Annotated in this window: 22 protein-coding genes; 12 read left to right on the top strand and 10 right to left on the bottom strand. The window is 67.1% G+C overall.

From position 1 onward, the window contains the following. Window positions 1-42: 42 nt before the first annotated feature. Window positions 43-798, bottom strand: coding sequence for a helix-turn-helix domain-containing protein (locus DX912_RS09415; protein ID WP_115842245.1), 756 nt, complete (start codon window positions 796-798; stop codon window positions 43-45). Window positions 799-817: 19 nt separating this feature from the next. Further along, entirely contained in the window at window positions 818-2,215 is a 1,398-nt protein-coding gene (hemN, locus tag DX912_RS09410) for an oxygen-independent coproporphyrinogen III oxidase (protein ID WP_115842244.1), read from the bottom strand. A gap of 237 nt (window positions 2,216-2,452) precedes the next feature. Here hemN and DX912_RS09405 point away from each other — a divergent pair, with 237 nt between their 5' ends. The 3 genes from DX912_RS09405 to DX912_RS09395 all read left to right on the top strand — a co-directional run bounded on the left by DX912_RS09405 (window position 2,453) and on the right by DX912_RS09395 (window position 8,315). Beyond that, window positions 2,453-2,893 carry a CopD family copper resistance protein gene (locus tag DX912_RS09405; RefSeq protein ID WP_115842357.1) on the top strand — a complete coding sequence of 147 codons (441 nt, stop codon included), beginning with the start codon at window positions 2,453-2,455 and terminating at the stop codon, window positions 2,891-2,893. Window positions 2,894-2,972: 79 nt separating this feature from the next. Beyond that, window positions 2,973-4,217 carry an alginate export family protein gene (locus DX912_RS09400; RefSeq protein WP_115842243.1) on the top strand — a complete coding sequence of 415 codons (1,245 nt, stop codon included), beginning with the start codon at window positions 2,973-2,975 and terminating at the stop codon, window positions 4,215-4,217. A gap of 1,656 nt (window positions 4,218-5,873) precedes the next feature. Further along, entirely contained in the window at window positions 5,874-8,315 is a 2,442-nt protein-coding gene (locus DX912_RS09395; protein WP_147298611.1) for a protein kinase domain-containing protein, read from the top strand. 12 nt (window positions 8,316-8,327) lie between these two features. On the opposite strand, the gene DX912_RS09390 is transcribed toward DX912_RS09395, so the two are convergent. The 6 genes from DX912_RS09390 to DX912_RS09365 all read right to left on the bottom strand — a co-directional run bounded on the left by DX912_RS09390 (window position 8,328) and on the right by DX912_RS09365 (window position 14,155). Then, entirely contained in the window at window positions 8,328-9,248 is a 921-nt protein-coding gene (locus DX912_RS09390; protein ID WP_115842241.1) for a hypothetical protein, read from the bottom strand. Window positions 9,249-9,273: 25 nt separating this feature from the next. After that, entirely contained in the window at window positions 9,274-10,569 is a 1,296-nt protein-coding gene (locus DX912_RS09385) for a hypothetical protein (RefSeq protein ID WP_115842240.1), read from the bottom strand. Then, window positions 10,566-11,411, bottom strand: coding sequence for a hypothetical protein (locus DX912_RS09380; RefSeq protein ID WP_115842239.1), 846 nt, complete (start codon window positions 11,409-11,411; stop codon window positions 10,566-10,568). The genes DX912_RS09385 and DX912_RS09380 overlap by 4 nt, the downstream gene beginning before the upstream one ends. Then, window positions 11,408-11,899: a putative periplasmic lipoprotein gene (locus tag DX912_RS09375; protein WP_115842238.1), complete on the bottom strand. Its 492-nt coding sequence runs from the start codon at window positions 11,897-11,899 to the stop codon at window positions 11,408-11,410. Before DX912_RS09375 ends, DX912_RS09380 begins: the two co-directional genes overlap by 4 nt. A 129-nt stretch (window positions 11,900-12,028) precedes the next feature. Continuing rightward, complete coding sequence (locus tag DX912_RS09370) at window positions 12,029-12,682, bottom strand: penicillin-binding protein activator LpoB (RefSeq protein ID WP_233433544.1); 654 nt, start codon at window positions 12,680-12,682, stop codon at window positions 12,029-12,031. Between the two features lie 303 nt (window positions 12,683-12,985). Further along, on the bottom strand, window positions 12,986-14,155 hold the full coding sequence (locus tag DX912_RS09365; RefSeq protein WP_115842236.1) for a zinc-dependent alcohol dehydrogenase: 1,170 nt from the start codon (window positions 14,153-14,155) through the stop codon (window positions 12,986-12,988). A 249-nt stretch (window positions 14,156-14,404) separates the two neighbouring features. Between DX912_RS09365 and DX912_RS09360 the strand changes: the two genes are divergently transcribed. The 5 genes from DX912_RS09360 (at window position 14,405) to DX912_RS09340 (ending at window position 18,543) form a co-directional block, all read left to right on the top strand. After that, the gene (locus DX912_RS09360) at window positions 14,405-15,289 is read left to right on the top strand and encodes an SDR family oxidoreductase (RefSeq protein WP_115842235.1); all 885 of its coding nucleotides are present in this window, start codon (window positions 14,405-14,407) and stop codon (window positions 15,287-15,289) included. An 85-nt stretch (window positions 15,290-15,374) separates the two neighbouring features. Next, window positions 15,375-15,908: a hypothetical protein gene (locus DX912_RS09355; RefSeq protein ID WP_115842234.1), complete on the top strand. Its 534-nt coding sequence runs from the start codon at window positions 15,375-15,377 to the stop codon at window positions 15,906-15,908. 460 nt (window positions 15,909-16,368) lie between these two features. Further along, complete coding sequence (locus DX912_RS09350) at window positions 16,369-17,649, top strand: SDR family oxidoreductase (RefSeq protein WP_233433543.1); 1,281 nt, start codon at window positions 16,369-16,371, stop codon at window positions 17,647-17,649. Then, complete coding sequence (locus tag DX912_RS09345) at window positions 17,630-18,094, top strand: DUF2269 family protein (protein WP_115842355.1); 465 nt, start codon at window positions 17,630-17,632, stop codon at window positions 18,092-18,094. The genes DX912_RS09350 and DX912_RS09345 overlap by 20 nt, the downstream gene beginning before the upstream one ends. A gap of 59 nt (window positions 18,095-18,153) precedes the next feature. Further along, window positions 18,154-18,543, top strand: coding sequence for a hypothetical protein (locus DX912_RS09340; protein ID WP_115842233.1), 390 nt, complete (start codon window positions 18,154-18,156; stop codon window positions 18,541-18,543). Between the two features lie 24 nt (window positions 18,544-18,567). On the opposite strand, the gene DX912_RS09335 is transcribed toward DX912_RS09340, so the two are convergent. Continuing rightward, a complete protein-coding gene (locus tag DX912_RS09335) occupies window positions 18,568-18,798 on the bottom strand; it encodes a hypothetical protein (protein WP_181902778.1) in 231 nt (76 codons plus the stop codon). Between the two features lie 448 nt (window positions 18,799-19,246). Here DX912_RS09335 and DX912_RS09330 point away from each other — a divergent pair, with 448 nt between their 5' ends. The 3 genes from DX912_RS09330 to DX912_RS09325 all read left to right on the top strand — a co-directional run bounded on the left by DX912_RS09330 (window position 19,247) and on the right by DX912_RS09325 (window position 21,316). Beyond that, a complete protein-coding gene (locus DX912_RS09330; RefSeq protein WP_233433556.1) occupies window positions 19,247-19,981 on the top strand; it encodes an OBAP family protein in 735 nt (244 codons plus the stop codon). A 30-nt stretch (window positions 19,982-20,011) separates the two neighbouring features. Continuing rightward, window positions 20,012-20,170 (top strand): hypothetical protein, encoded by a 159-nt coding sequence (locus DX912_RS18385; RefSeq protein WP_181902777.1) that lies wholly within the window; start codon window positions 20,012-20,014, stop codon window positions 20,168-20,170. 165 nt (window positions 20,171-20,335) lie between these two features. Further along, window positions 20,336-21,316, top strand: a complete 981-nt coding sequence (locus DX912_RS09325; protein ID WP_181902776.1) for a chemotaxis protein CheB — start codon at window positions 20,336-20,338, stop codon at window positions 21,314-21,316. A gap of 36 nt (window positions 21,317-21,352) precedes the next feature. Here DX912_RS09325 and DX912_RS09320 read toward each other — a convergent pair whose 3' ends face one another. Continuing rightward, the gene (locus tag DX912_RS09320; RefSeq protein WP_115842229.1) at window positions 21,353-22,468 is read right to left on the bottom strand and encodes a PAS domain-containing sensor histidine kinase; all 1,116 of its coding nucleotides are present in this window, start codon (window positions 22,466-22,468) and stop codon (window positions 21,353-21,355) included. Between the two features lie 199 nt (window positions 22,469-22,667). Here DX912_RS09320 and DX912_RS09315 point away from each other — a divergent pair, with 199 nt between their 5' ends. Continuing rightward, complete coding sequence (locus DX912_RS09315) at window positions 22,668-23,024, top strand: response regulator (protein ID WP_181902775.1); 357 nt, start codon at window positions 22,668-22,670, stop codon at window positions 23,022-23,024. The last annotated feature ends 237 nt before the right edge of the window (window positions 23,025-23,261 follow it).

Genomic DNA, 23,261 nt, shown 5'->3' with positions numbered 1-23,261 from the left:
CCGGTGCGATTCACTTACCCAAGCTACAACGGCAGGGAGCCGTCAGTGCCGCAGCACGGTCAGCGCGATCGCCTCGAGCCGCGCCATGTCGAGGATCTCGACGTCGCGCTGCTTGATCGACACGAGGCCGTCGCGCTCGAACCGGCGCAGCACGCGGCTCACGGTTTCCGGGGCCTGGCGCAGGTAGTTGGCGATGTCGGTGCGCGACATCGTGAGTTGGAAGCGCCTGGGCGAGAACCCGCGCTGCGCGAGGCGGCGCGAGAAGCCAATCAGGAATGCCGCCATGCGCTCGTCGGCGGAATGATCGCCGGCGAACAAAGACGCCACGCCGATGTCGCGGCTCATCAGCCGGAACAGGTGACGCTGCAGGTTCGGCAGCCGCGTGGCGAGCATCGCAATGCGCGGGAACGAGAACCGGCACAGCATCACCGTGTCGAGCGCCACCGCGTTGCACGGATAGCGGTCGTCGTGCACGGCGTTCAACCCGATCACCTCGCCCGGCAGATGGAACCCGAGCACCTGCTCGCGCCCGTCGGAATCGAGCATGTAGGTCTTCACCGTGCCCGCGCGCACCGCGGCGATCGCGCCGAACGCGTCGCCTTCGCGGAACACGTGTTCGCCCGCGTGCAGCGGGCCGACGTGCTCGACCAGCACGTGCAGGTCCATCAGCGCGCTCTTGTCCATGCCTTCGGACAGGCAGGCCTGCGAGAACGCACAGGTGGAACAGAAGGTCAGCGAGTCGCCGTCGTCGGCGATGATCGATGAATCGGTGCGTGGAAAAACGATCCCGGAACTCATGCCCTGCCCGATCGCGACGTCACACGGTCCTGGAAAACTGCGTCACGGTTCCGTCCTGCGGAACCAGATAACGGTCGAAGCACGCCGCCAGCACCCGCAACAGCAGGCGTCCCCGGGGCGTGGCCCGTATGGCGCGTGAAGACAGTTCCACCAGCCCATCCCGTTCCAGCGATTCCAACTGCGGCCAAGAGTGTGCGAAATAGTCGCGGAAGTCCATCATGTGCCGACGCTCGGTCTGTGCTACGTCGATCTCGCCAAGGCACATCAACTGCTGGATCACGTCGGCCCGCACCAGGTCGTCGTCGTCCATGTTCATGCCGCGCCACACCGGCAGCCGGCCTTCGTCGATGGCGCGTTCCCAGCTCGGCAGATCGCGCGGGTTCTGGCTGAACGTCGGGCCGATGTGGCTGATCGCGCTCACGCCCAGGCCGATCAGATCGCTGTCGGCGCACGTCGTGTAGCCCATGAAATTGCGATGCAGGTCGCCGCGCGATTGGGCGCGCGCCAGGTCGTCTTCCGGCAGCGCGAAGTGATCCATGCCGATGTAGACGTAGCCGGCGGCACCCAGGCGCTCGATCGCCCGTTGCAGCAATTGCAGTTTTACCTCTGGCGACGGCAGGTCCTCGGCGCGGATCTGCTGTTGCGGCCGGAAGAGTTTGGGCAGGTGCGCGTAGGAGTAGATGGCGAAGCGGTCCGGCCGCGCCTGCAGCGCGATCTCCAGCGTGCGATCGAAGCCGTCCAGCGTCTGCAGCGGCAACCCGTAGATCAGGTCGACGTTCACCGAGGCGAAGCCATGCGTGCGGCACGAATCGATGATGGCGATTGTCTCCTCGACGCTCTGGATCCGGTTCACCGCCTTCTGCACGACGGGGTCGAAATCCTGCACGCCCAAGCTCGCGCGGTTGAATCCCGCCTGCGCCAGCGTGCGGATGTCGTCGGGGCTGACGAAGCGCGGATCGAGTTCGATCGACAACTCGCGCGTCTTCGAGTCGGCGTACGCGAAATGGTTGCCGATGACGTCGACGACCTCGGCGATCTGCTCGGCACTGAGGAAATTGGGCGTGCCGCCGCCGAAATGCAGCTGCACCACCTGGCGATCGCGGTCGAACAGGCCGGACATCATGCCGATCTCGCGATACAGGCGCGTCAGGTACGCACCGCCGCGCGCCTTGTCGCGCGTGATGATGCGGTTACAGCCGCAGTAGAAGCACGGGCTGGTGCAGAACGGCACGTGCACGTACAGCGACAGCGGGCGCGGGATGGGATCGCCGTTGGTGAGCGCGGCCGCCTCGCGCAACAGCGTCGGGCCGAAGTCCGCGCGGAACTGTGGCGCGGTCGGGTACGAGGTGTAGCGCGGCCCCGGGCGGTCGTAGCGGGCCAGCAGCTGCGGATCGAAGAGGACGGACGAAGTGGCCATGGATGCAGCGTATCCACGCCGGAACACCGCGCCTTGATTTCGGTCAAGGGGAACGCGTCGCATTGCGGCCGGCCGTCCGTGGGGCCGTGAAACGCGCGCCACCGCGCGGTCAAAACCCGGAGTTCGCATCCGGCTTGACCTGGATCATGTCCGGCTGAACAGGGCGCGCGGATGCTGGCGGCCATCGCGGACGGGCCCGCCGGGCGCATCGCGATCGCAACGGGGAAGCGCGCTGCCATGCCGTACTACGTGATCCTGGTCGTCCACCTGCTGTGCGCCTTCGTCTTCGTCGGCACGGTGTTCTTCGAAGTCCTGATGCTGCCCTCGGTACGGCGGAACGTGTCGCCGACCGCAATGGGCGAAGTCGAACTCGCCATCGGCGACCGCGCGCGTCGGCTGATGCCGTGGGTGCTCGCGCTGCTGTACGCCGCCGGCGTCGCGCTGGCGTGGCAATACCGCGCTTTGCTCGTGCATCCGCTGCAATCCGCGTTCGGCGTCCTGCTCTGCCTCAAGATCGTGCTGGCGATCAGCGTGTTCGCGCACTTCGGGTTCGCGATGCGGCTGCGGCGCCACGGGCGCCTGCGCGGACGCACGTCGCGCCGCCTGCACCTGAGCGTGTTCGTGCACGTCGTCGCGATCGTCCTGATGGCGAAGGCGCTCTTCCACGTCGCCTGGTGATCCGTCCTTCCCTCCCGCGCAGCGCGCCGATGCGGCGCCTGTCCGCGCGTGCCACGCATTCTTCCAATGAGCCATCGTCATGTCGCAACACGTTCACCGCTTCGTCCTGACTCCGCTCGTATTCGGGCTGCTGGTCGCATCGGCACACGCCGCCGAACCCGACACCGGCGACAGGTTCATCTTCGACGCGCGCTACCGCTTCGAGCACGTCGATCCGGACAACGCGCTGGAAAATGCCGAGGCGCAGACGCTGCGCACGCGCATTGGCTATCGGACGGCGCGCGTTGCGGGCTGGTCGGGACTGGTCGAGCTCGACAACGTCAGCCGCCTCGGCGCCGAACGCTTCAACAGCACCCGCAACGGGCAGACCGCCTACGCGGCAGTCGCCGATCCAGACGGCACCGCGTTCAACCAGGCGCTGATCCGCTACGACCACGACAACGTCGCGGTGATCCTCGGCCGCCAGCGCATCAACCTCGACAACCAGCGTTTCATCGGCGGCGTCGGCTGGCGCCAGAACGAGCAGACCTTCGACGCCGCGTCGGTGCAGTTCAAGCCGACGGAGAGGATCGCGCTCTGGTACAGCTACGTCGACCAGGTCCAAAGCGTATTCGGTCCCGACAACGATCGCGCGAACGCGACCAATCCTGCCGAATACGAAGGGCGCAGCCACCTCCTCAACCTGCAGGCAAAGCTCTCGACCGCACTCGTCCTCACCGCCTACCAGTACCGGCTTGAACTGGACAACATGGCGGTGACCGCCGACGCGCCGCTGGGCACGCTGTCGAACATCACCACCGGCGTGCGCGCAAGCGGCGCGATGGATGCGTGGAGCTACGCACTGGAACTCGCGCGGCAGACGGATGCGGCCGGCAACCCGTGGGCCCTCGACAGCCGCTACGTGCTCGCCGAACTTGGCTACGCGATCGACAAGGTGCAGCTGCGTGCCGGGTACGAAAAGCTCGGCGCGGGACGCGGCACAGGCGATGGAAACCGCGCGTTCCAGACGCCGCTCGGGACGAAGCATGCCTTCCAGGGTTGGGCGGACCAGTTCCTGACGACCGCGGCGGACGGCATCCAGGATCGCTACACCGGCGCGACCACGCCGCTCTGGGGCGGCCAGCTGCAGGCCTGGTACCACGAGTTCACCGCCGACCGGGGCGGTGTGGACTTCGGACGCGAATTCGATCTGTCGTACCAGTATCGGCTGCCGCGGTCGCCGCGACTGACCGCGCTGGCCAAGCTCGCGCGCTACCGCTCGGACGATGCCACCCGCACGGTCGACACCTACAAGGCCTGGCTGCAGCTTCAGTACACCTATTGATATGGGCGGCGCCCGCGCCTTCCTGCCTGCACGTCGAATGCTCTGCGGCAACCACCATGGAGGCGTTCTTTTCAATTGGTGACATCGAGCTCGGACGCGCAGACCACCATCCGCATCAGGATGAGCTTGCGCGATGACTTCGCTGTCGCCTGTACGGATGGAGCAGACGCTTGAGGACTAGCAGGCTCCACGCAAGCCTTCCGTTCCTCCCCCTCCATGGGCAGTCCGTCCGCTTCGGGTCGAAGGCGGACACCACTGCGCACCGCTTAACCGGGCCTGACATCGGCCGCCGTCTACAAGTCACCCGCGGAGTTAGCCGGGCCGTGGCGGATGCCCGACCCACCCCCGATAACCCGCCCTAATCGTGACCTAACCTTCCCGCTGATCATCGCTGCCGGAACCTATACTTTATAGAGGCACGAAACTAACCAAGCTGTCGGGCCACGTAACGACCGCAAATCGCCTTAGCGGGCGATTAATTGCCAGGTGAGCGCTTCTTAGCCGGATTGTCGAATCCTATTCCACTTCGCCACCGTCTTCTCCCACTTTCCTGGCCAAGTCCGCGAGCGACGGCTAATCCATTCGTATGCAGCCTCTGGCATGCGTCGAATAACCCGTGACCAACCGTAACAACAAAATGCGCCCAAGTGCGCTTGGGCGTATTCCGGGCATATTGCGTCCAACGCGACTAACGCACATGCACGTCGCTCCTTCGCAGACGCTATGCTGCGAAAGTACGCAAAGGTGGGCGGCGCCTCCAACAATGGCTTATCAGCAGCGCCAAAGAATTCGGTCAGGCGGGTTATGGGCAAACCCAAGCAGGCTAGCGACGGTGCCGGGCCGCGCTCCCAAGACCGACAAAGAAATGAGAGAAGATCCTCCCAAACATACCTGTCCTCAAAACGATCGTACTTGAGCGCGTCGCGATACGGGCTCGGCCCACTGGGAGACAACCACGCACAACTTTCCGCGTGAAAGATTGCGTTTCGAACCGGCTGTTCGAGGCGGAGTTTTTCTACATCGGCCGCTCTACACGGTGACCAGATGAACGGCTCCAAATCGGGGAACCGCAAGAGCGCCACGCCAATCTGCTGGTCGCTAGCAGAGGCGAGGTTCTCGAATGCAACCGTGGACGCAGATGTGACCTCAGAAAGAGGGGCGCAGGTCCGCTCGTCGGTGTTTTCGTCTGCCAACTCGACATAGTCGAAACCGAGGATCGCCGAGATACGAAGCGACCTCCCTCTGTGCAGGACCTTCGTACCAATCGCATACGACGCCACGGGAACTGGACCTGTCGCGCTCGACATTTAGATGCCTCTGTCGGGGCCGCACCGTTCCAACATCGTATGCCGATGCAATCTCACCAAGGAGCGAGTCCACTGGACACGCCGAGATTCCCGACGAGACCTCCAACGAGCTTCAAGTACATGCTTAGAAGACCGAGCTAACTATCTACCCCTACGATAGAAGTTGGCCAGTCCATTGAATAATGTCGGGTCGAGACCCGCCGTACGCATTGAACGCTTGGCGTGATTTTCCGGCCGACGCCCGCGCACGGGGAATCCGTGCCCTGCCGTGTTCAGCCGATAGCGTCGCATCTTGCTTGTGCTGCCCGCACCCGCTGCGCGATCCTTCCCGCGCATCAGGGGGAAACACGTGGGACATCAGGAATCTTCGGCGACGCCGCCTGCGGGGGCGTTGCCGGGCGTGTGGCGGTTCGGCGATGCCGTGCTGGACGAACAGCTGGCTGCGTTGAAGCTCGCCGGCGCCGAGGTCGAACTCGACCGCAGCGGCTACGACGTGCTGCTCGCGCTGCTTCGCCACGCCGGCGAAGTGGTGACGAAGGAGGAACTGCTCGAAGCCGGCTGGCCCGGACGGGTCGTGTCCGAGAACTCGCTCGCCAAGGCCATCGGCCGCCTGCGCCAGGCGCTCGGTCCGCAGGGCTCGGCCATTCGCGCCGTGCACGGTTACGGTTACCGGCTCGCCTCGCCGGTGAGTTTCCAGCCCGTGGCGGACGATCGCACCGTCGTTCGATCGCATGCCGGCCCGGAGCTGCAGGAAGGCGATGCGATGCCGGAGCGTCCCGGCTGGCGACTGGTACGCCGACTGGGCGAAGGCAGCGCCGGCGCGACGTTCCTCGCTCGCTCGGACGAGGGCGAGGAACGCGTCGTCAAGATCGCCACGAACGAAGGCGGCCTGCGCGGGCTCAAGCGCGAGATCGCGCTGGCGCGCTACATCGGCGCGGTGCACGCGGACCTTGCCGACGTGGCGCGCGTGCTCGGATGGAACCTCAGCCAGCCGCCGTTTTTCCTCGAACTGCCCTACTTCGCCAACAGCCATCTGGGCGAATGGGCCACGCGGCCCGATGGCCTGCCATCGCTGTCGCGCGCGCAACGTGTCGCGCTCTGCGCGCAGCTGTGCGATGCCGTGGCGGGGCTGCACGAGATCGGCGTGATCCACAAGGACCTGAAGCCGGAAAACCTCTATCCCGTTCGCGACGCCGCCGGCCAGTGGCGGATCGTGCTCGCCGACCTCGGCGTCGGCGAGGCCATGCATGCGCCGCGCCTCATCGAACTGGGCATCACGATGAGCATCGCCGCGGACCAGATGTCCGAGCGCGCGGGAAGCCTGCTCTATCTCGCGCCGGAAGTGATCGCCGGCGAGATGCCGACCCAGCGCAGCGACGTGTTCGCGCTCGGCGTACTGGTGTACCAGCTGATCGTCGGCGACATGCGCCGGTCGCCCGCGCCCGGTTGGGAAGCCGACATCGACGACGAACTGCTGTGCGAGGACATCGCCCTCGCCGCGGCCGCCAATCCGTTGCGGCGATTGCTGCCCGCACGTGGCCTGGCGCGCAGCCTGCGTCATCTTGAAGAGCGTCGTCTGCAGTTCGTCGCCGAGCGCGACGCACGCGTCCAGCACGCGCGGCTGCAACGCGCGATGGATCGCCAGCGCGCACGACGTCCCTGGCTGGTCGCGACCGCGGCCGCGCTGGTCGTGGGCCTGGGCGCCGGATCGATCTTCTACATGAAGGCGCTCGAAGCCGGACGCGTCGCGCGCGAGAACGCAGCCGTCGCCGATGCGGTGAACCGCTTCTTCAACCAGGACGTGCTCGGTGCCGCGTCGCCCTATGCGGCCAACGGCAAAAGCGAGCCGACGATCCGCGAGGCGCTCGACCGCGCCGTCGTGCACATCGACGAGCGGCTGCGTGACCAGCCCATCGTCGAAGCGACGGTGCGCATGACCATCGGCGAGGTGTACGGCGAAGCCATGCAGATCCCGCAGGCGATCGAGCAGGAGCGTCGCGCGCTTGCCTTGTTCGAACGCCATCTCGGGTCCGAGGATGCGCGCACCCAGCAGGCGCGCTACCGCCTGGCGACCGATCTCACCGACGACTCGCGCTTCACGGAAGCCAGGGCGCTGATCGACGACACCGACGCATTGCGCCGCAAGCTCGAACTGGACGATGTCGAAACCACGCTGATGTCGCGACGCGCCGGCTGCTACTGGTACATCCGGCGTGCGCAGTACGACGCGGGGTTGCCGGCGTGCGAGGGCGTGGTCGAATCGCAGCTGGCGTTCGATGCGAGCGACCACACCGCGCTGATCCAGGCACGCACCAACCTCGCGGTGCTGCACAGCCGTGCCGGGCGTATCCGGCAGGCCGAGGAGCAGTTCGCGATGGTGGACGCCAGCTTCGCCGAATCGAACGACCACGGCAGCCCTACCCGGCTGCGCGTGGATTATCTGCACGGCATGAACCTGCTCGCCCTCGGCCGGCTGGACGAGGCGGCGCGGACGCTCGGTGCGGCGCATCGTGGCTCGGTGGCGGCGCTGGGTGCAGACAACCCGCACACGCTGGAAGTGCAGATGGGCCTGGCGAAGTTGCACCTGGCCCGTTCGAAGCCCGCCTACGCGATACCGCTGCTGCAATTCGCGCATGCGGCCTATCTGCGCCAGCTGGGCAAGGACAGCCACTTCACGATGGAAGCGCGCGACGTGCTCGACGACGCGATGTGCGCGGCGGCACGCGGCACGCCGGATGAAGCCGCCGCGTGCGACGCCAACGCCGCACGCGACCCTCGCCCCGAGGCGTGAACCCGCGGCGCCTCAGGGCGCGACGGGCGCCTGCACCGCTTCGCTGAACTTCGCGCCGCCGTTGTAGGCGAAATACACGTGCACGGTTTCGCCCTTGGCGAGCACCGTCTCGTGCACTTCCTGCGTGGATTGGCCGAAGCGGCACGTGCCCCGCCCCTGCGGGTCGGCGGCCACGGCCACTTCCACCTTGCCGGCCGGCACCTTGAAGCGCGCGGTTTCCGCGTCTTCCAGGCGGGCGGCCCAGCGCCCGTTGATGTAGACGGCGGCGAAGCACGCGCCGGCTTCCCATGCCTTGCCGCGCGTGACCTGCAACGTGCCCCACGGACCGCGCACCGGCTCCTGGTAGGCGAACACGCGATCGGCCGGTGCATCGGCCGCCGGCGTCGCCGGCACGCCGGCCGCACGCAGCGCGTTGCGGGCGGCGACCTTGTCGGCGGCTTCCTTTTCCACCTGCTGCGCCGCGTGCGCCGCGTAGGCCTCCGACGCCGTGTCGCGATAGGTCGCCGACGCCTGCAGTTCGCCGCGCTTGGTGACCTTCATGTCGTAACCATTGTCGGACAGGCTGACGGTGGTCTCGTAGCCCATCATCTGGTCGAACACGAGCGTCTTCGCATCGACGACGCGGGCCGTCGCGTTCGGCGCACGCGCGACGTCGAACAGCAGTTCGCCGGGGCGCTTGCCCGGCAGGATGCGCATCTTCGGGATCTCGCTACCGCGCGGGTCGGTGCCCGTCTCGACCATCACCTTGCCGGGTTCTTCCCACTGGATGCTGCGCGACTTGGAGGCGTAGTTCGGCCATCCGCTCACGTCCTGCCCGGCGAATGTGCGGCCGACCAGCGTCGCGTACGGCCCCCACACCGCCGGATCGGCGGACGCGGCGTCCTGCGCGTGGGCGAGGTTCGTATACAGCGCGCTCGACAGCGCAAGCGCCATGCAGGTTTTCAGGATTCGCACCACGTCACTCACCTCCAGCCAGGGCTTCGTCGTTCGACACGAAGCGACGTTCCATTTCGTTGCGGAATGCCACGTCGCGCGTTTCGTTGCGCTTCTGCAGCGACTTGCGTTCGCCCGCCGACAGGTTGCTCACCGCCTGCACGCGAAGTGCGCCCGGTTCGCGGGCGCGGTACAACACCAGGCGGCACGCGCCGGCGGTGCGGTCGATCACCGGCGCGGCGATGGGATAACGCTCGCCGTCGGCGGTCTGCTCGGCGATGGACAACGCCGTCTTCGCGCCGCCCTTCACGAACGTGCCGTAGATGCGGTCGGGAAGGTTGTCCCAGTAGCGGATATCGGCCTTGGGCTTGCTCGCCGAACTGACCAGCACCGCGGCGATGCCGACCACCGCCAGCGCGCCGGCCGCGCCGCCGCCGTCGTTGAGGCTGACGGCCATCGTCGCGCCCTGGATGCCGATGCCGGCCACGGCTTCGGTGCCTTTGCGGAAACTCGCCTTGCCGTCGAGGATCGCGTCCACCTGACGGCCACCGAGCGTGGACGCCTGCCAGCCGAGGTCGCCGAGCAACGGCAGTTCCTGCGTGCCGGCGTGTGCGGACACGAAGGGGTTGTCGCCGGCCTTCAGCTGCATCGCCTCGCCGTAGGAACCCGTGGCGGTCTTCACCGGCGAGGTGCCCGACTCCACCAGCACCAGCGTCGTGAGGCCCTTTTCCGGCGCCTTGAGGCCCTCGGGCTTCTGCGTGGCCGCACGCTGGTAGAAATCGGCGGCCAGGCCCGCATCGCCAGCGCAGGTCGACGACCAGCCCGACAGCAGCGACATCATGCCGAAGTCGCCGGCGTAGGTTTCGTGGCCGGAGATCGTGTCCTGGTATTCGGCCGAACGGAAACTCGCACGCGCGTTTTCGTAATCGCCGCCCGCCATGAACAACAGGCCGCGGTAGTAGTACGTCATCGCGCGCTCGTACGGCTCGCCCTTGAAATCCTTGCTACCTTCGGCGGACCAGAGCGAACGCGCCTTCTTCGCCGAATCGGAGTTGGCGTAGATAAGCTCGATGCGTTCCAGCGCGGCGTCGAAGGCGCGCTCGGCGACGTCCAGGTGTCCCTGGTCGATGGCCTCCAGCCCGAGCCGCTGCAGGTTGAGCACGGCGCCCCACTCGCCTTCGGCGAGCAGCGTGTCGTAGTACGGGCGCAGGCCGGCTGGCAACGCCGACGGCGCATCCTGCGCGAAAGACGGCGCGGTGCAGGCCAGCAGCGCGGAAAACAGCGCGGCGCGGCCGAGGTTCATCGCGGTGCGCAGGCTCATCGACGCACCATCGCGTCGGCCATGCGGTGACCGGTTTCGTTCGCCAGCACGCGTGCGGTGTCGGCCTGCGTGGCGGGCGCCGCGGTACCGCGTTCGAAGCCGTTTGCCGTCGCCACGTAGGGACGTACCGCGGGTTCGCCCGCGTCGGCCGGCGTGTCGAAATCCAGCAGCGTCTCGCCGGTGGCGATCGAACGCAGCGATACATGGAAACGGCGTCCCGACGCCGCATTGCCGTCGGCGCTGGAGGTCACCTCCATCAGGAAATCCGCGTGACCGACGAGCGCGCCCGTCTCGATCGCATGCAGGTTCGGCCGCTCGCCCTGCACCGATTGCCCGGCCAGCCGCGTGGCCAGCGTGCGGTCGATGAAGCGGACGCCGCCCTGGCGCAGTTCGGACATGAAGACCGACTGCATCGAACGGGCGTCTGCCGACAGCGCGGCGTGTGCGGGGCCCTCGCCTTCGACGAAGGATTCGCTGCGCTGGTGCAAGTGCGCCTGCGCACCGGCGACGGCAACGCCGACCGGACCGCTGGATCCGTCGACCACGCCGTCGACCTGCGCGGCATTGCCATGCACGCGGCGGTCGAGGGTTTCCACGTCGCGATAGCGTGTGGACACGGCGTCATCGAGCGTGGATTCCCAGAACAGCATCACGCGGTTGCGTGCGCCGAGCCGGCCGCGCAATGCGGTCCACGGCGTGGCGACCTGCTGCACCGGGCGCGCGGCGGGCGTGAGCACCGTCGGCTGCCCGGGGCGCATCTGTGCGCCGGTCACCGCCGGCACGGCGAGACCCGCCGTCGCGGCGCACGCGAGCGCGCAGGAGAGCAGCGTCCGGCGGCTCACGGGTTGCGCGCCAGTTCGATGTAGTAGTGCGCGGCCTTGCCCGTGGAGAACGAGGACTCCTGGTACACCGCCATGCCGCCCGCGGGCAGGAACACCGTGCGCCATGCCGACACCGGTTCGGCCGGCGCCATGCCCGCATCGAGGAACGCCGTGCGTGCGCGCACGCTCATCGGCGCACCGGTGCAGTTGGCCAGTCGCGCGTTGACCTGCACGGTGCCGCCGGCGGTGTTCTGCGTGGCCAGCTGCTGCACGATGACGCTGTTGTAGAGGCCGGAATCGCTGATCAGCACCGCATCGGCCGGGATGTCCTTCACCGAGCCGTAGGCGGTCGACGTCAGCGCCGGGCCGCCGACGAGCGCACTGGCCTTCAGCGCCTTGTAGTCGCACTTGAGCATGGCCTGCGGACGTGCGGCCGGCGTGGACGAACAGCCGACCAGCACGAGGGCGGCCAGGACGGTCAGGCCGAGGATGGAAGCGGAGGATTGCATGGCGTCTCCTTCAGGGAACTCGCGAGTGGATGCCGCGCGCGGAACCGGGCACACCGCGTCAGCGGCGGCCGGTCGTCCCGGCGGCACGTGTGTTGGGATGGAAGGCGCGCCGTCGCGGCGCGCGGGACGTCAGCGGTAGACCACGTCGTCGGCAGCGGCGCGCTGGAACTCGTACATGCCGCTCCACACGACCGCGCCCGTCTCGGCGTCGACCAGTTCGAACGCGATCTGGTTGTAGCGCTGGATCACGCCGCTCTTCGGGTCCCGGCTGTCGAGCGTCATGATCGCGCCGCCCAGGAAGTAGTCGACGCCGGCCTGGGCGCCGGTCATGCCGGTCGTGCCCACGTCGGTGACGCCTTCGCGCTTGAGTTCGCGCTGCTTGGCGACCATCCCCGCGTAGCGCTGTCCCACGAAGGCCATGCGGCCCTGCGAGGCGCGGTTGAGTTCGGTCATCAGCCGCTGCGTGATCATGCGGCGGTTGATGATCTGCGAGCCTTCGTTCCGGAACTCCTGCTCGTCGATCAGGATGCGCGGCGGCTTCGAGAGCCCGTTGAGAAACCCGCTGGCGAACATGTCGCGCGCCATCTGGTTGGTCATCGACTGGATGTCGTGCGCCTCGATGCCCACGCCGGTGACCAGTCCCTTTTCCGACGGATCGAGGTCGCGCGCCTGGACGCCGTTGCGGTTCTCGAGCTTGCGTTCGCGCGCCTGGCCGTCCCCGGCCGGCAGACACGCGGCGGCGAGTACCAGCCAGATGCCGGCACTGAAATGTCTTGCAGTCACGATTTCCCCCTGGAGTGCTGGACCGCCTGGCGCACCGGGCCGGCATCGCGGCCGGCCCCGCGGTCGGCGGGACGGGCGAAGTGGACCACCGTCACATCCCGGAGTCTTTTCCGAGCGATGAAATCTTCTGAAAAGTTATGAATCGCGGCGTGGATCGTGCGGCAACCCGTTGTTGGTCAAGCACTTGCGAGCGACCCGCCCGAGCGCATCCCGCTTCGCCAAGGCGCCGTTGTCGCCGCGGGACAGTTCCCGGCCGCCATGAAGGCAGGACAGCGGCGCCGGTCCGCCCTGCCCGCCCGCCGGTCAGTCCGGCGTCAGCACCACCTTGCGGCAGTTCTCCTGCTTCTTCTCGAACACCTCGTAGCCCTTCGGCGCGTCCGACAGCCGCATCCGGTGGCTGATGATGACGTCCGGGTGCAGCTCGCCATTGGAGATGTGTTCCAGCAGCTGCGGCATGTACTGCTGCACGTGCGTCTGGCCCATGCGGAAGCCCAGGCCCTTGTCGAAGGCGTCGCCGAACAGGAAGCCGTGGATGAAGCCGGCATACACGCCGGGCACGCTGACGATGCCGCCGCGACGGGTCGCCGCGATGCACTGGCGGAGCGCCTTGCCGCTGGAGCCCTCCAGCTTCAGCGTCGTCATCGCCGTCTCCAGCTTGCTGCCCTTGGCCTCGAAGCCGACCGCCTCGATCGACGCATCGACGCCGCGGTTGCCCATCAGCGACACGATGAGCGCGGCGGGATCCTCTTCCTCGTCGAAGTCGATCGTCTCCACGCCATAGGTATCGCGCGCGAATTCGAGCCGGTACGGATGGTGGTCGATCATGAAGATGCGCTCCACGCCGAGCAGCCGCGCGCAGGCCGCCGACATCATGCCCACCGGGCCCGCGCCGAAGATCGCCAGGGACGAGCCCGGCCCGACCGCCGCATTGAGCACCGCCTGGTAGCCCGTCGGCAGGATGTCCGACAGGAACAGCACCTGCTCGTCGCGAAGCGTGCTGTCCGGAATGACCAGCGGGCCGACGTTGCCCTGCGGCACGCGCACGAACTCCGCCTGCCCGCCCGCGTAGCCGCCGTACAGGTGCGTGTAGCCGAACATCCCCGCGCCCGATCGCGCGTCCTTCTTGTTGAGGATCGCGCCACGGTCGGGGTTGGTGTTCTCGCACGCCGCGAACAGCGCACGGCTGCAGAAGAAGCAGTCGCCGCAGGAAATGGTGAACGGTACGACGACCCGGTCGCCGCGACGCACGCGCGTGACGGCGGGACCGACGTCCTCGACGATGCCCATGAATTCGTGGCCGAGGATGTCGCCATCCTTCATGCCCGGCACCTTGCCGCGATACAGGTGCAGGTCGGAGCCGCAGATCGCGGTGGCCGTCACGCGCAGCAGGACGTCGGTGTCCTCGAGGATCGTCGGATCGGGCACGTTCTCGATGCGCACATCGTACGAGCCCTGCCAGGTCAATGCTTTCATCTGCCGCTCCTGCGTCGTGTGTACCTGAATGATTTCCCGCAAGAGGCATGCCACCCGCCGCACCGTGCAGGCGGCCTCGACGGTGCGTCGTGCATGAAGCGGGTCGATCGCGGCAGAAAAAAGTTCACGAACGGCGCCGGTGTTGCGGGTCGCGCGCGTCGTCGATGTGAACCCGATCGCGCGCGTGCGTCACGCGCATGAAACACATGCGATGGGACCGTAACTGCGGAACGCGAACAGGAGCAGGAAGTGGCACGACACAAGCCGATCGAACGCCAGGTCATCGTCATCACCGGCGCCAGCAGCGGCATCGGGCTGGCGACGGCGCTGACGGCCGCGGAAAAAGGAGCGACGGTGGTGATGCTCGCGCGCAGCGAGCAGACCCTTGCGGAGATCGCCGAGGAAATCCGCGCGAGCGGTGGACACGCATTGGCGCTTACCGTCGACGTGGGCGATGCCGACGCGGTTGCGGAAGCGGTCGACCGCATCGTCGCGGAGTTCGGTCGCATCGATACCTGGGTGAACAACGCCGGCGTCTCGATCTACGGCTCGCTCGACGAAATCGGGCTGGAAGACGCGCGGCGTCTGTTCGACACGAACTTCTGGGGCGTGGTGCACGGCAGCCTCGCCGCCCTGCCCCATCTGCGTCGCGAGAACGGCGCGCTGATCAACGTGGGCAGCGAAGTCTCCGAGGCCGTGGTCCCGCTGCAGGGCATGTACACCGCGAGCAAGCACGCCGTGAAGGGCTTCACCGACGCGCTGCGCGTGGAAGTGGAGAACGTCGACCGGTCCGGCATGTCGGTAGTGTTGATACAGCCGACAGCGGTCAACACGCCCTTCCCCGAGCATGCGCGCAACTACATGTCGCGCGAGCCGAAACTGCCCGACCCGCAGATCGATCCGGCGCAGGTCGCCGCCGCGATCATCGAGGCGGCGCAGAGCGGCGGTCGCGACATCAAGGTCGGTTCGATGGCGCGACTGAACGTGATGGCCTCGCGCCTCATGCCGCGCGTGGCCGATCGCCTGTCCGCACGGCAGGTCGACAAGCAGCAACTCGACGAGGCGCCCATCCGCCCGCAAGGCACGCTGTACGAAGCGGGCCAGGCAGGCCGCGTGCACGGATCCCATCGCTGATCGCGCGAATGCGCGCCGCCGGTATCACGGCCACTTCACCATGTTCGATGTGTCGTAACAGGCGACGGATCCACACACATCACGCATGGACTGGTCTTCCACAACATGGGGTTTCCTGGCGCTGTACTGGGTCTGGGTGATCGCCGGTGCGCTCGATTTCGCGTGCCACCGGCGCACGGACCTTCCGCACACGTCCGGTGTCGCCGAATCATCGATGCACCAGGTGCAGCTGGCCTTGTGCGGGTCGGCGACGGTGCTCGTCCTGCTGTTCGAGCCGACCGCGGGACTGGCGGCGCTGCTGCTGTGCATCGTGCTCGCGCATGCGTGGGCGGGCTATCGCGACACGCGGTTCGCGTTCGACGCAGGCCGCACCATCCTTCCGATCGAACAGCACATCCACAGCGTGCTCGACATGGCGCCGTGGATCGCGTGGGCGATCGTGGCGTGGCATGCCGCCAGCGCGCCTGCGCTGGAATGGTCGCTCAGTCTGCGTCGCCCCGCAGTTGATGCCGCGCTCTGGATCGCGGTGCTGCTGCCGGCGCTGGCGCTTTGCGTCCTGCCTGCGCTCCGGGAATTTCGCGACGCATGGCGCGCGAAGGCGGGTGCTTCGCATGCCTGAGCTTGCGCAGCGCCAGATGCGCCAACGTCAGCCCGGCTCCGAAGGCGACGTACGACGACACCATTCCGGCCGCGGACAGATGCCGCTCGAAGCCCGGCGTGAGCCGCTTGGGCACGACGTGGTAATCGACGACATACGCGGTGACAGCGGTCGCCGCGCCCAGCGCGGTCACGCCGCGGGGCGTGCAGGACGCCGCCTTCACTTCGAACCATCCCGCCCACCACAGCGAACTCGCGTGGTGGATGGCGTAACCCAGCGCGGTATGCCGCACGTCGGTGCGGTGCCGCCGCATCGCGGGGTCGCCCCATATCCAATGGCTCGTCGCATTCACGCCGCTTGCCGCCTTTCCGGTCCGCGCGCGCGAGAACGCCGCGACGACCACCGACGACAGGGCGCTCGCCATGGAACCTGACACCAGCGTGCGCGACAACCAGTCGCCGACTTTCGCACGGAGCGCCCGATGCGGATCCTGCTGACCGGATCCACCGGCATGATCGGTTCGGCGCTGGTCGAGCGGTTGCTGCGCGATGGACATGAGGTGGTCCTGCTGGTTCGCGATCCTGCCGCGGCGGAAGCGCGGTGGCCGGCCGCGCACATCGTGCGCGGAAGTTTCGGGGACGACATCGCCTGGGCCGACCACCTGCAAGGCGTCCACGTGGTGATCAACGCGGCGGGTCGCTTCGGAACCCAAGCAAGCCAGACGCTGGATGCAGTGCACGTGAAAGGGCCCGTCGAACTGTTCCGTGCCGCGGTCGCCGCGGGCGTGGAGCGCATCGTGCAGATTTCCGCGCTCGGTGCGGACGCAGCGCGGCCCGAGCCGCACCTGTCGACCAAAGGCCGCGCCGATGCGGAACTCGTGGCCTTGCCGATACGCAGCACGATCGTGCGCCCATCGCTCGTGTTTTCCGTCGACAGCCCGAGTACGCGCTGGTTCGCCGCCCTCGCCCTGCTCCCGCTCACGCCGCTGCCCGCAGGCGGCGAGCAGGAGGTGCAGCCCGTGCACGTCGAGGATCTGTGCGACGCCATCGTGCGCATCGCGACGCTGCCCGATCCGCCGTCGGAGCTGGACGCCGTCGGTCCGCGTGCGCTCACGCTCCGCGCGTACCTCGCCCAGTTCAAGGAGAAGTTGAATGGCTGGGGCGGCTTCATCGTCGTGCCCGCCTGGCTGCTGCGGACGATGTCGGCGCTCTTCGGCTGGGCGAGCCCGTGGCTGTCGCCGGCCTCGTTGAGCATGCTCGCGTCCGGATCGTCGGCGCCGGCCGAAGGTTTCGCGAAGGTGCTCGGACGCGCGCCTCGCGATGTTTCGACGTTCGTGCACGCGGGCAACCGTTCGGCACTGCGACGCGAGGCCATGCTCGAATGGCTGCGTCCGCTCCTGCGCGCCACGCTCGTCGCCTTGTGGGTCGTCACGGGTCTGGTGTCGGCGTTCGTCTATCCGCGCGAGGCGAGCCTGGAGCTGCTCGCGCGCACCGGACTGCACGGCTTCGTTGCCGACATCGCGCTGTACGGCGCCGCCGCGCTGGACGTCGTGCTCGGCGTCATGCTGCTGTTCCCCGCCTGGCGGCGCCTCAGCTACACGGCGCAACTGCTGCTCATCACGTTCTACACGCTGGTCATCACGTGGTGCCTGCCCGAATACTGGGCGCATCCGTACGGACCGATCCTCAAGAACCTGCCGCTGCTGGCGGCGATCGCGCTCGCTCGCGAACTGGATGCGCCCGATGGACGTCATCGTCGTTAAATTCCTGCATGTCCTGTCGTCCACGTTCCTGTTCGGAACCGGCGTCGGCACCGCCTTCTACCTGCTCGTCGCCAGTCGCTCGCGCAACGTGCAGGTCGTGGCGGCGATCGCGCGTTACGTGGTCGTCGCGGACTGGATCTTCACCGCCACCACCATCGTCTTCCAGCCGCTGAGCGGGCTCTACCTTGCGCACCGGCTGGGCTACCCGTTGAGCTCGACGTGGCTGTACTGGTCGATTGTGCTGTTCGTCATCGCGGCCTTGTGCTGGCTGCCGGTGGTCTGGATCCAGATGCGGCTGCGCGACATGGCCGTGGAGGCGGCGAACCGGGGCGAAGAACTGCCGCTGCGTTACCACGGCTATCTGGGCGCGTGGGCCGCATTGGGCGTGCCCGCATTGATCAGCTTCCTGGTGATCTTCTACCTGATGGTGGCGCGGCCGGCCTGAGCGGTGGCATCGAACTTGCGACGGTTCCGTCTGCCAGTCGTCAGTACCGGTAGGCCTCCATGCACAAGCATCTCCTGCTCGCCCAGCCTCGCGAACGTCGCAGTGGGATTCCGGCAACGTCCGGCGCAAAACTGCATCGCATCCCGCCCACGCCTTCACGATGCCGCGACGTCAGCGCGCTCGGCATCGTGTGCGCGCCGGCGGCCACGTATCGCGGCTATACGGTGACGGTGGTGCTGGATCGGCTCGCGGTTGGCGATCGCTGGGCGGGACGCGCGACGATCGCATCTTGCCGGTCGCCGAGCAGAACGTTGCTGGCGCTTTCGTTCGAGCGGTTGCCGAGGCAGCGAGGCGGCGATCGCGCACGACTGATCGTGCTGCGCGCCGCGCTCGAGGCTATCGACAACGCGCACCGCAGCGGGCGCGAGGTCTGCGCTGCGGACGCCTGAATCGCGTACTTCGGCGCCGCCCGCTCAGCCACGCCCGGAGCGGATGATGTCCTGCGCGAGCTCGCGCAGCAGCTCCGGCGCATCCGGACTCGCGTCGGCGTGCCACTCCACCCGTTGCCCATCCGGCCTGACCAGCGCGAGCGTCGACCCACCGCTGGCGTCGTCCGTCTCGATTTCGATATGCCAGCCGGGCGGCAGGCTGTCTCCCATCAGGTGTATGTCGGGGACGATGTTCGAATGATGTCTTGGCGTCATTGCGTGTGCCGTGCGATCCGCACGGACTTCCATTCCGTCTGCTCGATGGTGATGAGGCGCGCAACAGTCGTGCCAGTCGCGATGTCACGGCGCACGAACGGAAGAGCCCGCCGCAGTGACCTCGCGCGTGCCGATGGAAAGTCTCGCGAGGTCGGACGCTCGGAAGATCGTGTCCCGCTGCGCTACGGCAGAGCACGCTCGCGCTGCGCGCCGCCCGAGCGCATTGAAGTTTATGCAGCGTCCGGAAAGTTTCTGCAGGTCCGCGTTTCGATGGCGAACCACACGAGCTCGCTGCCTCCGCGCTTCCGCGTGGCATCGAACTTGCGTTGGATTCCTCGTGTCAGGGGCGCATGGGACGGCCCGCTCGTTTCACCGGCGTCATCACGATCGAGGGTGGAAGCATGGAAACAGCGCATGCCAGGCATGCCGCACGGAAGGCGGCGTCGGCCTGGTTGTAATCGCCGCAGCGCTGGTCACGGCGTGCGGAGGCGCGACCGCACCGGCGGTCGCCCCGCCCGGTAAAGACAAGCAGCCGCGCACGGAAGCCCTCGAAGCCGGTGCCGCGCTGCTGCAGGACAACGGCCCGCTCGCGCGCCACGACATCCACCTCGTCGGTTTCCATCCGATGAAGGACGAGCCGAGCCACCAGATGGAAGCGCACCACTTCTGCCGGCAGGTCAACGAGGACTTCGCGCAGTGCGCGCTGTTCGACGGCAACACCGCGCAGGCGAACCTCACCGGTGTCGAGTACATCGTGTCCGAGAAGGTGTTCGCGCAGCTTCCCGCGGAAGAACGCAGGTACTGGCATCCGCACAACGCGGAGATCCTGACCGGCCAGCTGATCGCGCCGGGCATTCCCGCGCCTGCAGAACATGCGCTGATGAAGTCGAAGATGAACAGCTACGGCAAGACGTGGCACACGTGGCACTCGCGCATGGGAACGCAGCCGGCCGATGCCCTGCCATTGGGTCCGGCGATGCTCGCGTGGTCGTTCAATCGCGATGGCGAAGTGCAGCCGGCGCTGATCGAAGCGCGTGATCGGAACCTCGGAGTCTCGACTAAGGACATACGCCGGCAGCGACAGGATCTGGTGCCGCTCGCACATCCGCAGGTCGGCGTGGACGCGTTACGCGAACGGTTTCCGGATGCAACGCCCATTCCGGGCGTGACGGAGCAGCCGTGATGCGTCGGAGGCCCTAGCCCGCAGTGGCCGATGACATTCGAGATCTCGTTCGGAGTGCGTCGGGAAGATCGCGAGCTTCGTCGTGAACTCGACCGCGCACTGGAGCGTCATGCGACGGAGATCGCACGGATCCTGGAAGACTTCGGCGTGCCGGTTGAATCCCCCAATCCCGCGACCGCTTCCAACTGACGAACCCGCTCCGGCGGCGCAACCAACCGCGGGCTGCGACGCGCGCGGCAGATGAGCCCGTTGCACTCCTCGCATGCGCGAAGCGATGCACCGCCACGCGAATGCCCGTTATCGAAACCTCACGTTCGCAACGCGATACTCGAACCCCGCACACGAGTTCCTGCGTTGAACGCACCGGCGCCCATACACCGCGACCTCATCGTCATCGGCGCCTCGGCCGGGGCGCTGCGCGTGCTGCTGCAACTCGCCGCGGAACTCCCCGAAGGATTTCCACCGGTGCTGGTGGTGCAGCACATCGGACGCCACCTCAGCGTGCTGCCGGAACTGCTCGGCAGCGCCGGGCCGCACCGGGCGTTCCATCCGGTATCGGGGCAGAAGATTACCAACGGCACGTTCCTGATCGCGCCGCCCGATCACCACATGCTCGTGTCCGACGGAGAAATCGTGCTGACGATGGGGCCGAAGGAGAACTTCGCGCGGCCGGCCATCGATCCCCTCTTCCGGTCGGCGGCGATCGCCTACGGCCCGCGCACGATCGGCGTCGTCCTCAGTGGCCGGCTCGACGATGGAACTGCAGGTTTGCAGGCGATCAAGGCGGCGGGCGGCCTCACCGTCGTGCAGGAGCCGGACGACGCGAAGGAGCCGGAAATGCCCCGCAGCGCGCTTGCATGCATCGATGTTGATCGCGTGACCACGGGCGCGATGCTGGCCGAGGTTCTCCAGGAACTGGTGCGCGTGCCGATCACCGGACACGATGACGTGCCGCGCGCGATTCGGGCCGAGCATGCGCTCACGCTGGACAGGTCGGATGCGATGGAACGCATCGACGACATCGGCACCCGCTCCGATCTTGCGTGTCCGGAATGCGGTGGCGTTCTTTGGCAGGTCAACGGTTCCCGGCCGTGCCGCTTCCGATGCCACACCGGTCACGCGTTCTCGCTGACGACGCTCGACGATTGCCAGGCCAGCCAAGCCGACGTCGCACTGTGGGCGGCGCTGAGGGCATTGCACGAACGGCATCGCGTGCTGCTGATGATGCTTGAGCTCCATGACGCGGACGATCCCGCCGTCGCTACGTGGCGCCTGGAGGAAGAGCGCGTGAGGCACCGCATCGAGGTGCTTCGGAACATGGCGGACGACGAGTGACGCGCGTTGACGAAGCGAGGCGTCAGGCGCGCGGCCTCACTCGTGCGCGGGAAAGCGCACGATGAACATGCTGCCCTTGCCGAGGCCTTCGCTCTTGGCCTGCACGCTGCCGGAATGCATTTCCACGATCTTCTTCACCAGCGCCAATCCCAGACCCAGGCCGAGCTTGGAGCCCTGCAGCTGCGGCACGGTGAACAGGTCGAAGATCTGTTCGAGTTGCGCGGTGTCGATGCCCACGCCTTCGTCCGACACGCGCACCGTCACGTCCGATCCGATGAGGGTGCCGGTCACCCATATCCGCCCGGGCAAGGGCGTGTAACGCAGCGCGTTGGCGATCAGGTTCACGAAGACCTGCTGCATGCGCATGCAGTCCACGTGCATGTCGATGTCGCCCGACGGCACCAGCACGGGTACGTCGCGACCCTCCTGGTCCATCTGCCGCAGCGCGATCTGCGCCGATCGCTGAAGCAGGTCGCGCAGGCTGCAGTCGCTGCGATCGAGCGCGAAGCTCTTTGACGTCACCTTGCTGTGCTGCATGAGATCGTCGATGAGACGCGCCGCCATGTCGACATTGCGCACGATCGTGTCGACCTGCGGAGCGCCCACCGGATCGTTCACGCGGCTGGCGAGCACCGCTGCGGACAGGCCGATTCCCGACAGTGGATTGCGCAGTTCGTGCGCCAGCAGCGCGATCGACGCCGTGAGCCCCTCGTTGATCTGCGTGGTGGCGGTGCACTGCTTCAACGCGGACTCGAGCTGCATCCTGACGTCGGTCTGGTCGCGGAAGATCTTGAGGAAGGTGTAGGCACCGACTTCGTTTCCGAGGCTGATGGTCAACCCGGAAGCCCAGAATTTCGAACGGTCGCTGCGAAGCATCCACCGATCGTTCCCCGAGGTTCCACGCAGGCGGGCTTCCTCCAGTTCGTGTTCCGGAATTCCCTTGCGTACGTCGGGGCGGGTGAAGAAGCGCGCCACCGGTGAATTGACGAGGTCGCCCCGCGCCTCTCCAAGGATCGTCTCCGCACCCGCATTGGCCCAGGTGATCACGCCTTCGTTGTCCATCAGCATCACCGCGTAATCGTTCGACCGGCTTGCGAACGCCCAGAGCATCTGCTGAACGGTCTGTTCGGCAGCGGACGGGCTCTCGGTCATCGCGGGATCTCCATGCGGTGGAAATACGAGTCTGCCCCTGCCCGGCGGTTCGGTACGTGAAGCTTCTGCGGGGAATCACGCGACCCATCGCACCGCATGAATGGCGGGCCCGGACGTTCCTGCCGGCGTCACGTTGCCGGCGATTTCACGTCATCGCACGCCCACGCCGTGGACACTGCGTTCACGAATGGAGAAGACGATGAAGCGATCGGTGCTAGTGGTTGACGACAACGTGTATCTGACGCGGGCCACCGCGCAGGCGCTGGAAGCGCAGGGATTGCAGGCGTGCGGTGCGATGAACGCGACGCAGGCGCTGAAGCTGGTCGCGGCGCAGGAGTTCGATGGTGCGATCATCGATATCGACCTGAAAGGACGCGTCGATGGCGTCGAGTTGCTGGCAGCGATCCGCGAGCTGCGACCGGGACTCTGCGCGGTTCTGACGACGGGACACGAACCGGGCGTGGTGGATCCGCCCGAGGGCGTGATGCTGATGCGCAAGCCGTATCGCATGTCGGAGCTGGTCGCCGCGATGTTCAAGCAGGACGCAGCGGCCTAAGCAACCGCTACCGCCGACGCGCCCCTACGATGCGGGCGCCTGAAGCGGACGCCGTGCGAGACGCTCGAACTCAACCGGATCATGCGAACAGAAGATGTTGATGCCGCCCTGAGCGCGATGAACTGGTCACGCAGTTCACCGATGCTCTGACCCGCGAGAACGAGCACGTGGCGCGCGTCACCGACTGGTTGCGGCTGTCGCTGCAGGCGGATCTTTCATTGAGTGGCGATCGCGGCC

The sequence above is a fragment of the Lysobacter soli genome, from assembly GCF_003382285.1.
Lineage (GTDB): Bacteria > Pseudomonadota > Gammaproteobacteria > Xanthomonadales > Xanthomonadaceae > Lysobacter_J > Lysobacter_J soli.
This window is presented reverse-complemented; position numbering and strand designations above follow the sequence as displayed.

Bases quoted from the DNA above. Each gene is read 5' to 3' on its own strand.
- DX912_RS09315 (WP_181902775.1), top strand. From the start codon at position 22,668: ATGAAGCGATCGGTGCTAGTGGTTGACGACAACGTGTATCTGACGCGG.
- hemN (WP_115842244.1), bottom strand. From the start codon at position 2,215: ATGGCCACTTCGTCCGTCCTCTTCGATCCGCAGCTGCTGGCCCGCTAC.
- DX912_RS09350 (WP_233433543.1), top strand. From the start codon at position 16,369: ATGCGGATCCTGCTGACCGGATCCACCGGCATGATCGGTTCGGCGCTG.
- DX912_RS09415 (WP_115842245.1), bottom strand. From the start codon at position 798: ATGAGTTCCGGGATCGTTTTTCCACGCACCGATTCATCGATCATCGCC.
- DX912_RS09385 (WP_115842240.1), bottom strand. From the start codon at position 10,569: ATGAGCCTGCGCACCGCGATGAACCTCGGCCGCGCCGCGCTGTTTTCC.
- DX912_RS09345 (WP_115842355.1), top strand. From the start codon at position 17,630: ATGGACGTCATCGTCGTTAAATTCCTGCATGTCCTGTCGTCCACGTTC.
- DX912_RS09375 (WP_115842238.1), bottom strand. From the start codon at position 11,899: ATGCAATCCTCCGCTTCCATCCTCGGCCTGACCGTCCTGGCCGCCCTC.
- DX912_RS09405 (WP_115842357.1), top strand. From the start codon at position 2,453: ATGCCGTACTACGTGATCCTGGTCGTCCACCTGCTGTGCGCCTTCGTC.
- DX912_RS09340 (WP_115842233.1), top strand. From the start codon at position 18,154: ATGCACAAGCATCTCCTGCTCGCCCAGCCTCGCGAACGTCGCAGTGGG.
- DX912_RS09390 (WP_115842241.1), bottom strand. From the start codon at position 9,248: ATGGCGCTTGCGCTGTCGAGCGCGCTGTATACGAACCTCGCCCACGCG.
- DX912_RS09400 (WP_115842243.1), top strand. From the start codon at position 2,973: ATGTCGCAACACGTTCACCGCTTCGTCCTGACTCCGCTCGTATTCGGG.
- DX912_RS18385 (WP_181902777.1), top strand. From the start codon at position 20,012: ATGACATTCGAGATCTCGTTCGGAGTGCGTCGGGAAGATCGCGAGCTT.
- DX912_RS09355 (WP_115842234.1), top strand. From the start codon at position 15,375: ATGGACTGGTCTTCCACAACATGGGGTTTCCTGGCGCTGTACTGGGTC.
- DX912_RS09335 (WP_181902778.1), bottom strand. From the start codon at position 18,798: ATGACGCCAAGACATCATTCGAACATCGTCCCCGACATACACCTGATG.
- DX912_RS09320 (WP_115842229.1), bottom strand. From the start codon at position 22,468: ATGACCGAGAGCCCGTCCGCTGCCGAACAGACCGTTCAGCAGATGCTC.
- DX912_RS09365 (WP_115842236.1), bottom strand. From the start codon at position 14,155: ATGAAAGCATTGACCTGGCAGGGCTCGTACGATGTGCGCATCGAGAAC.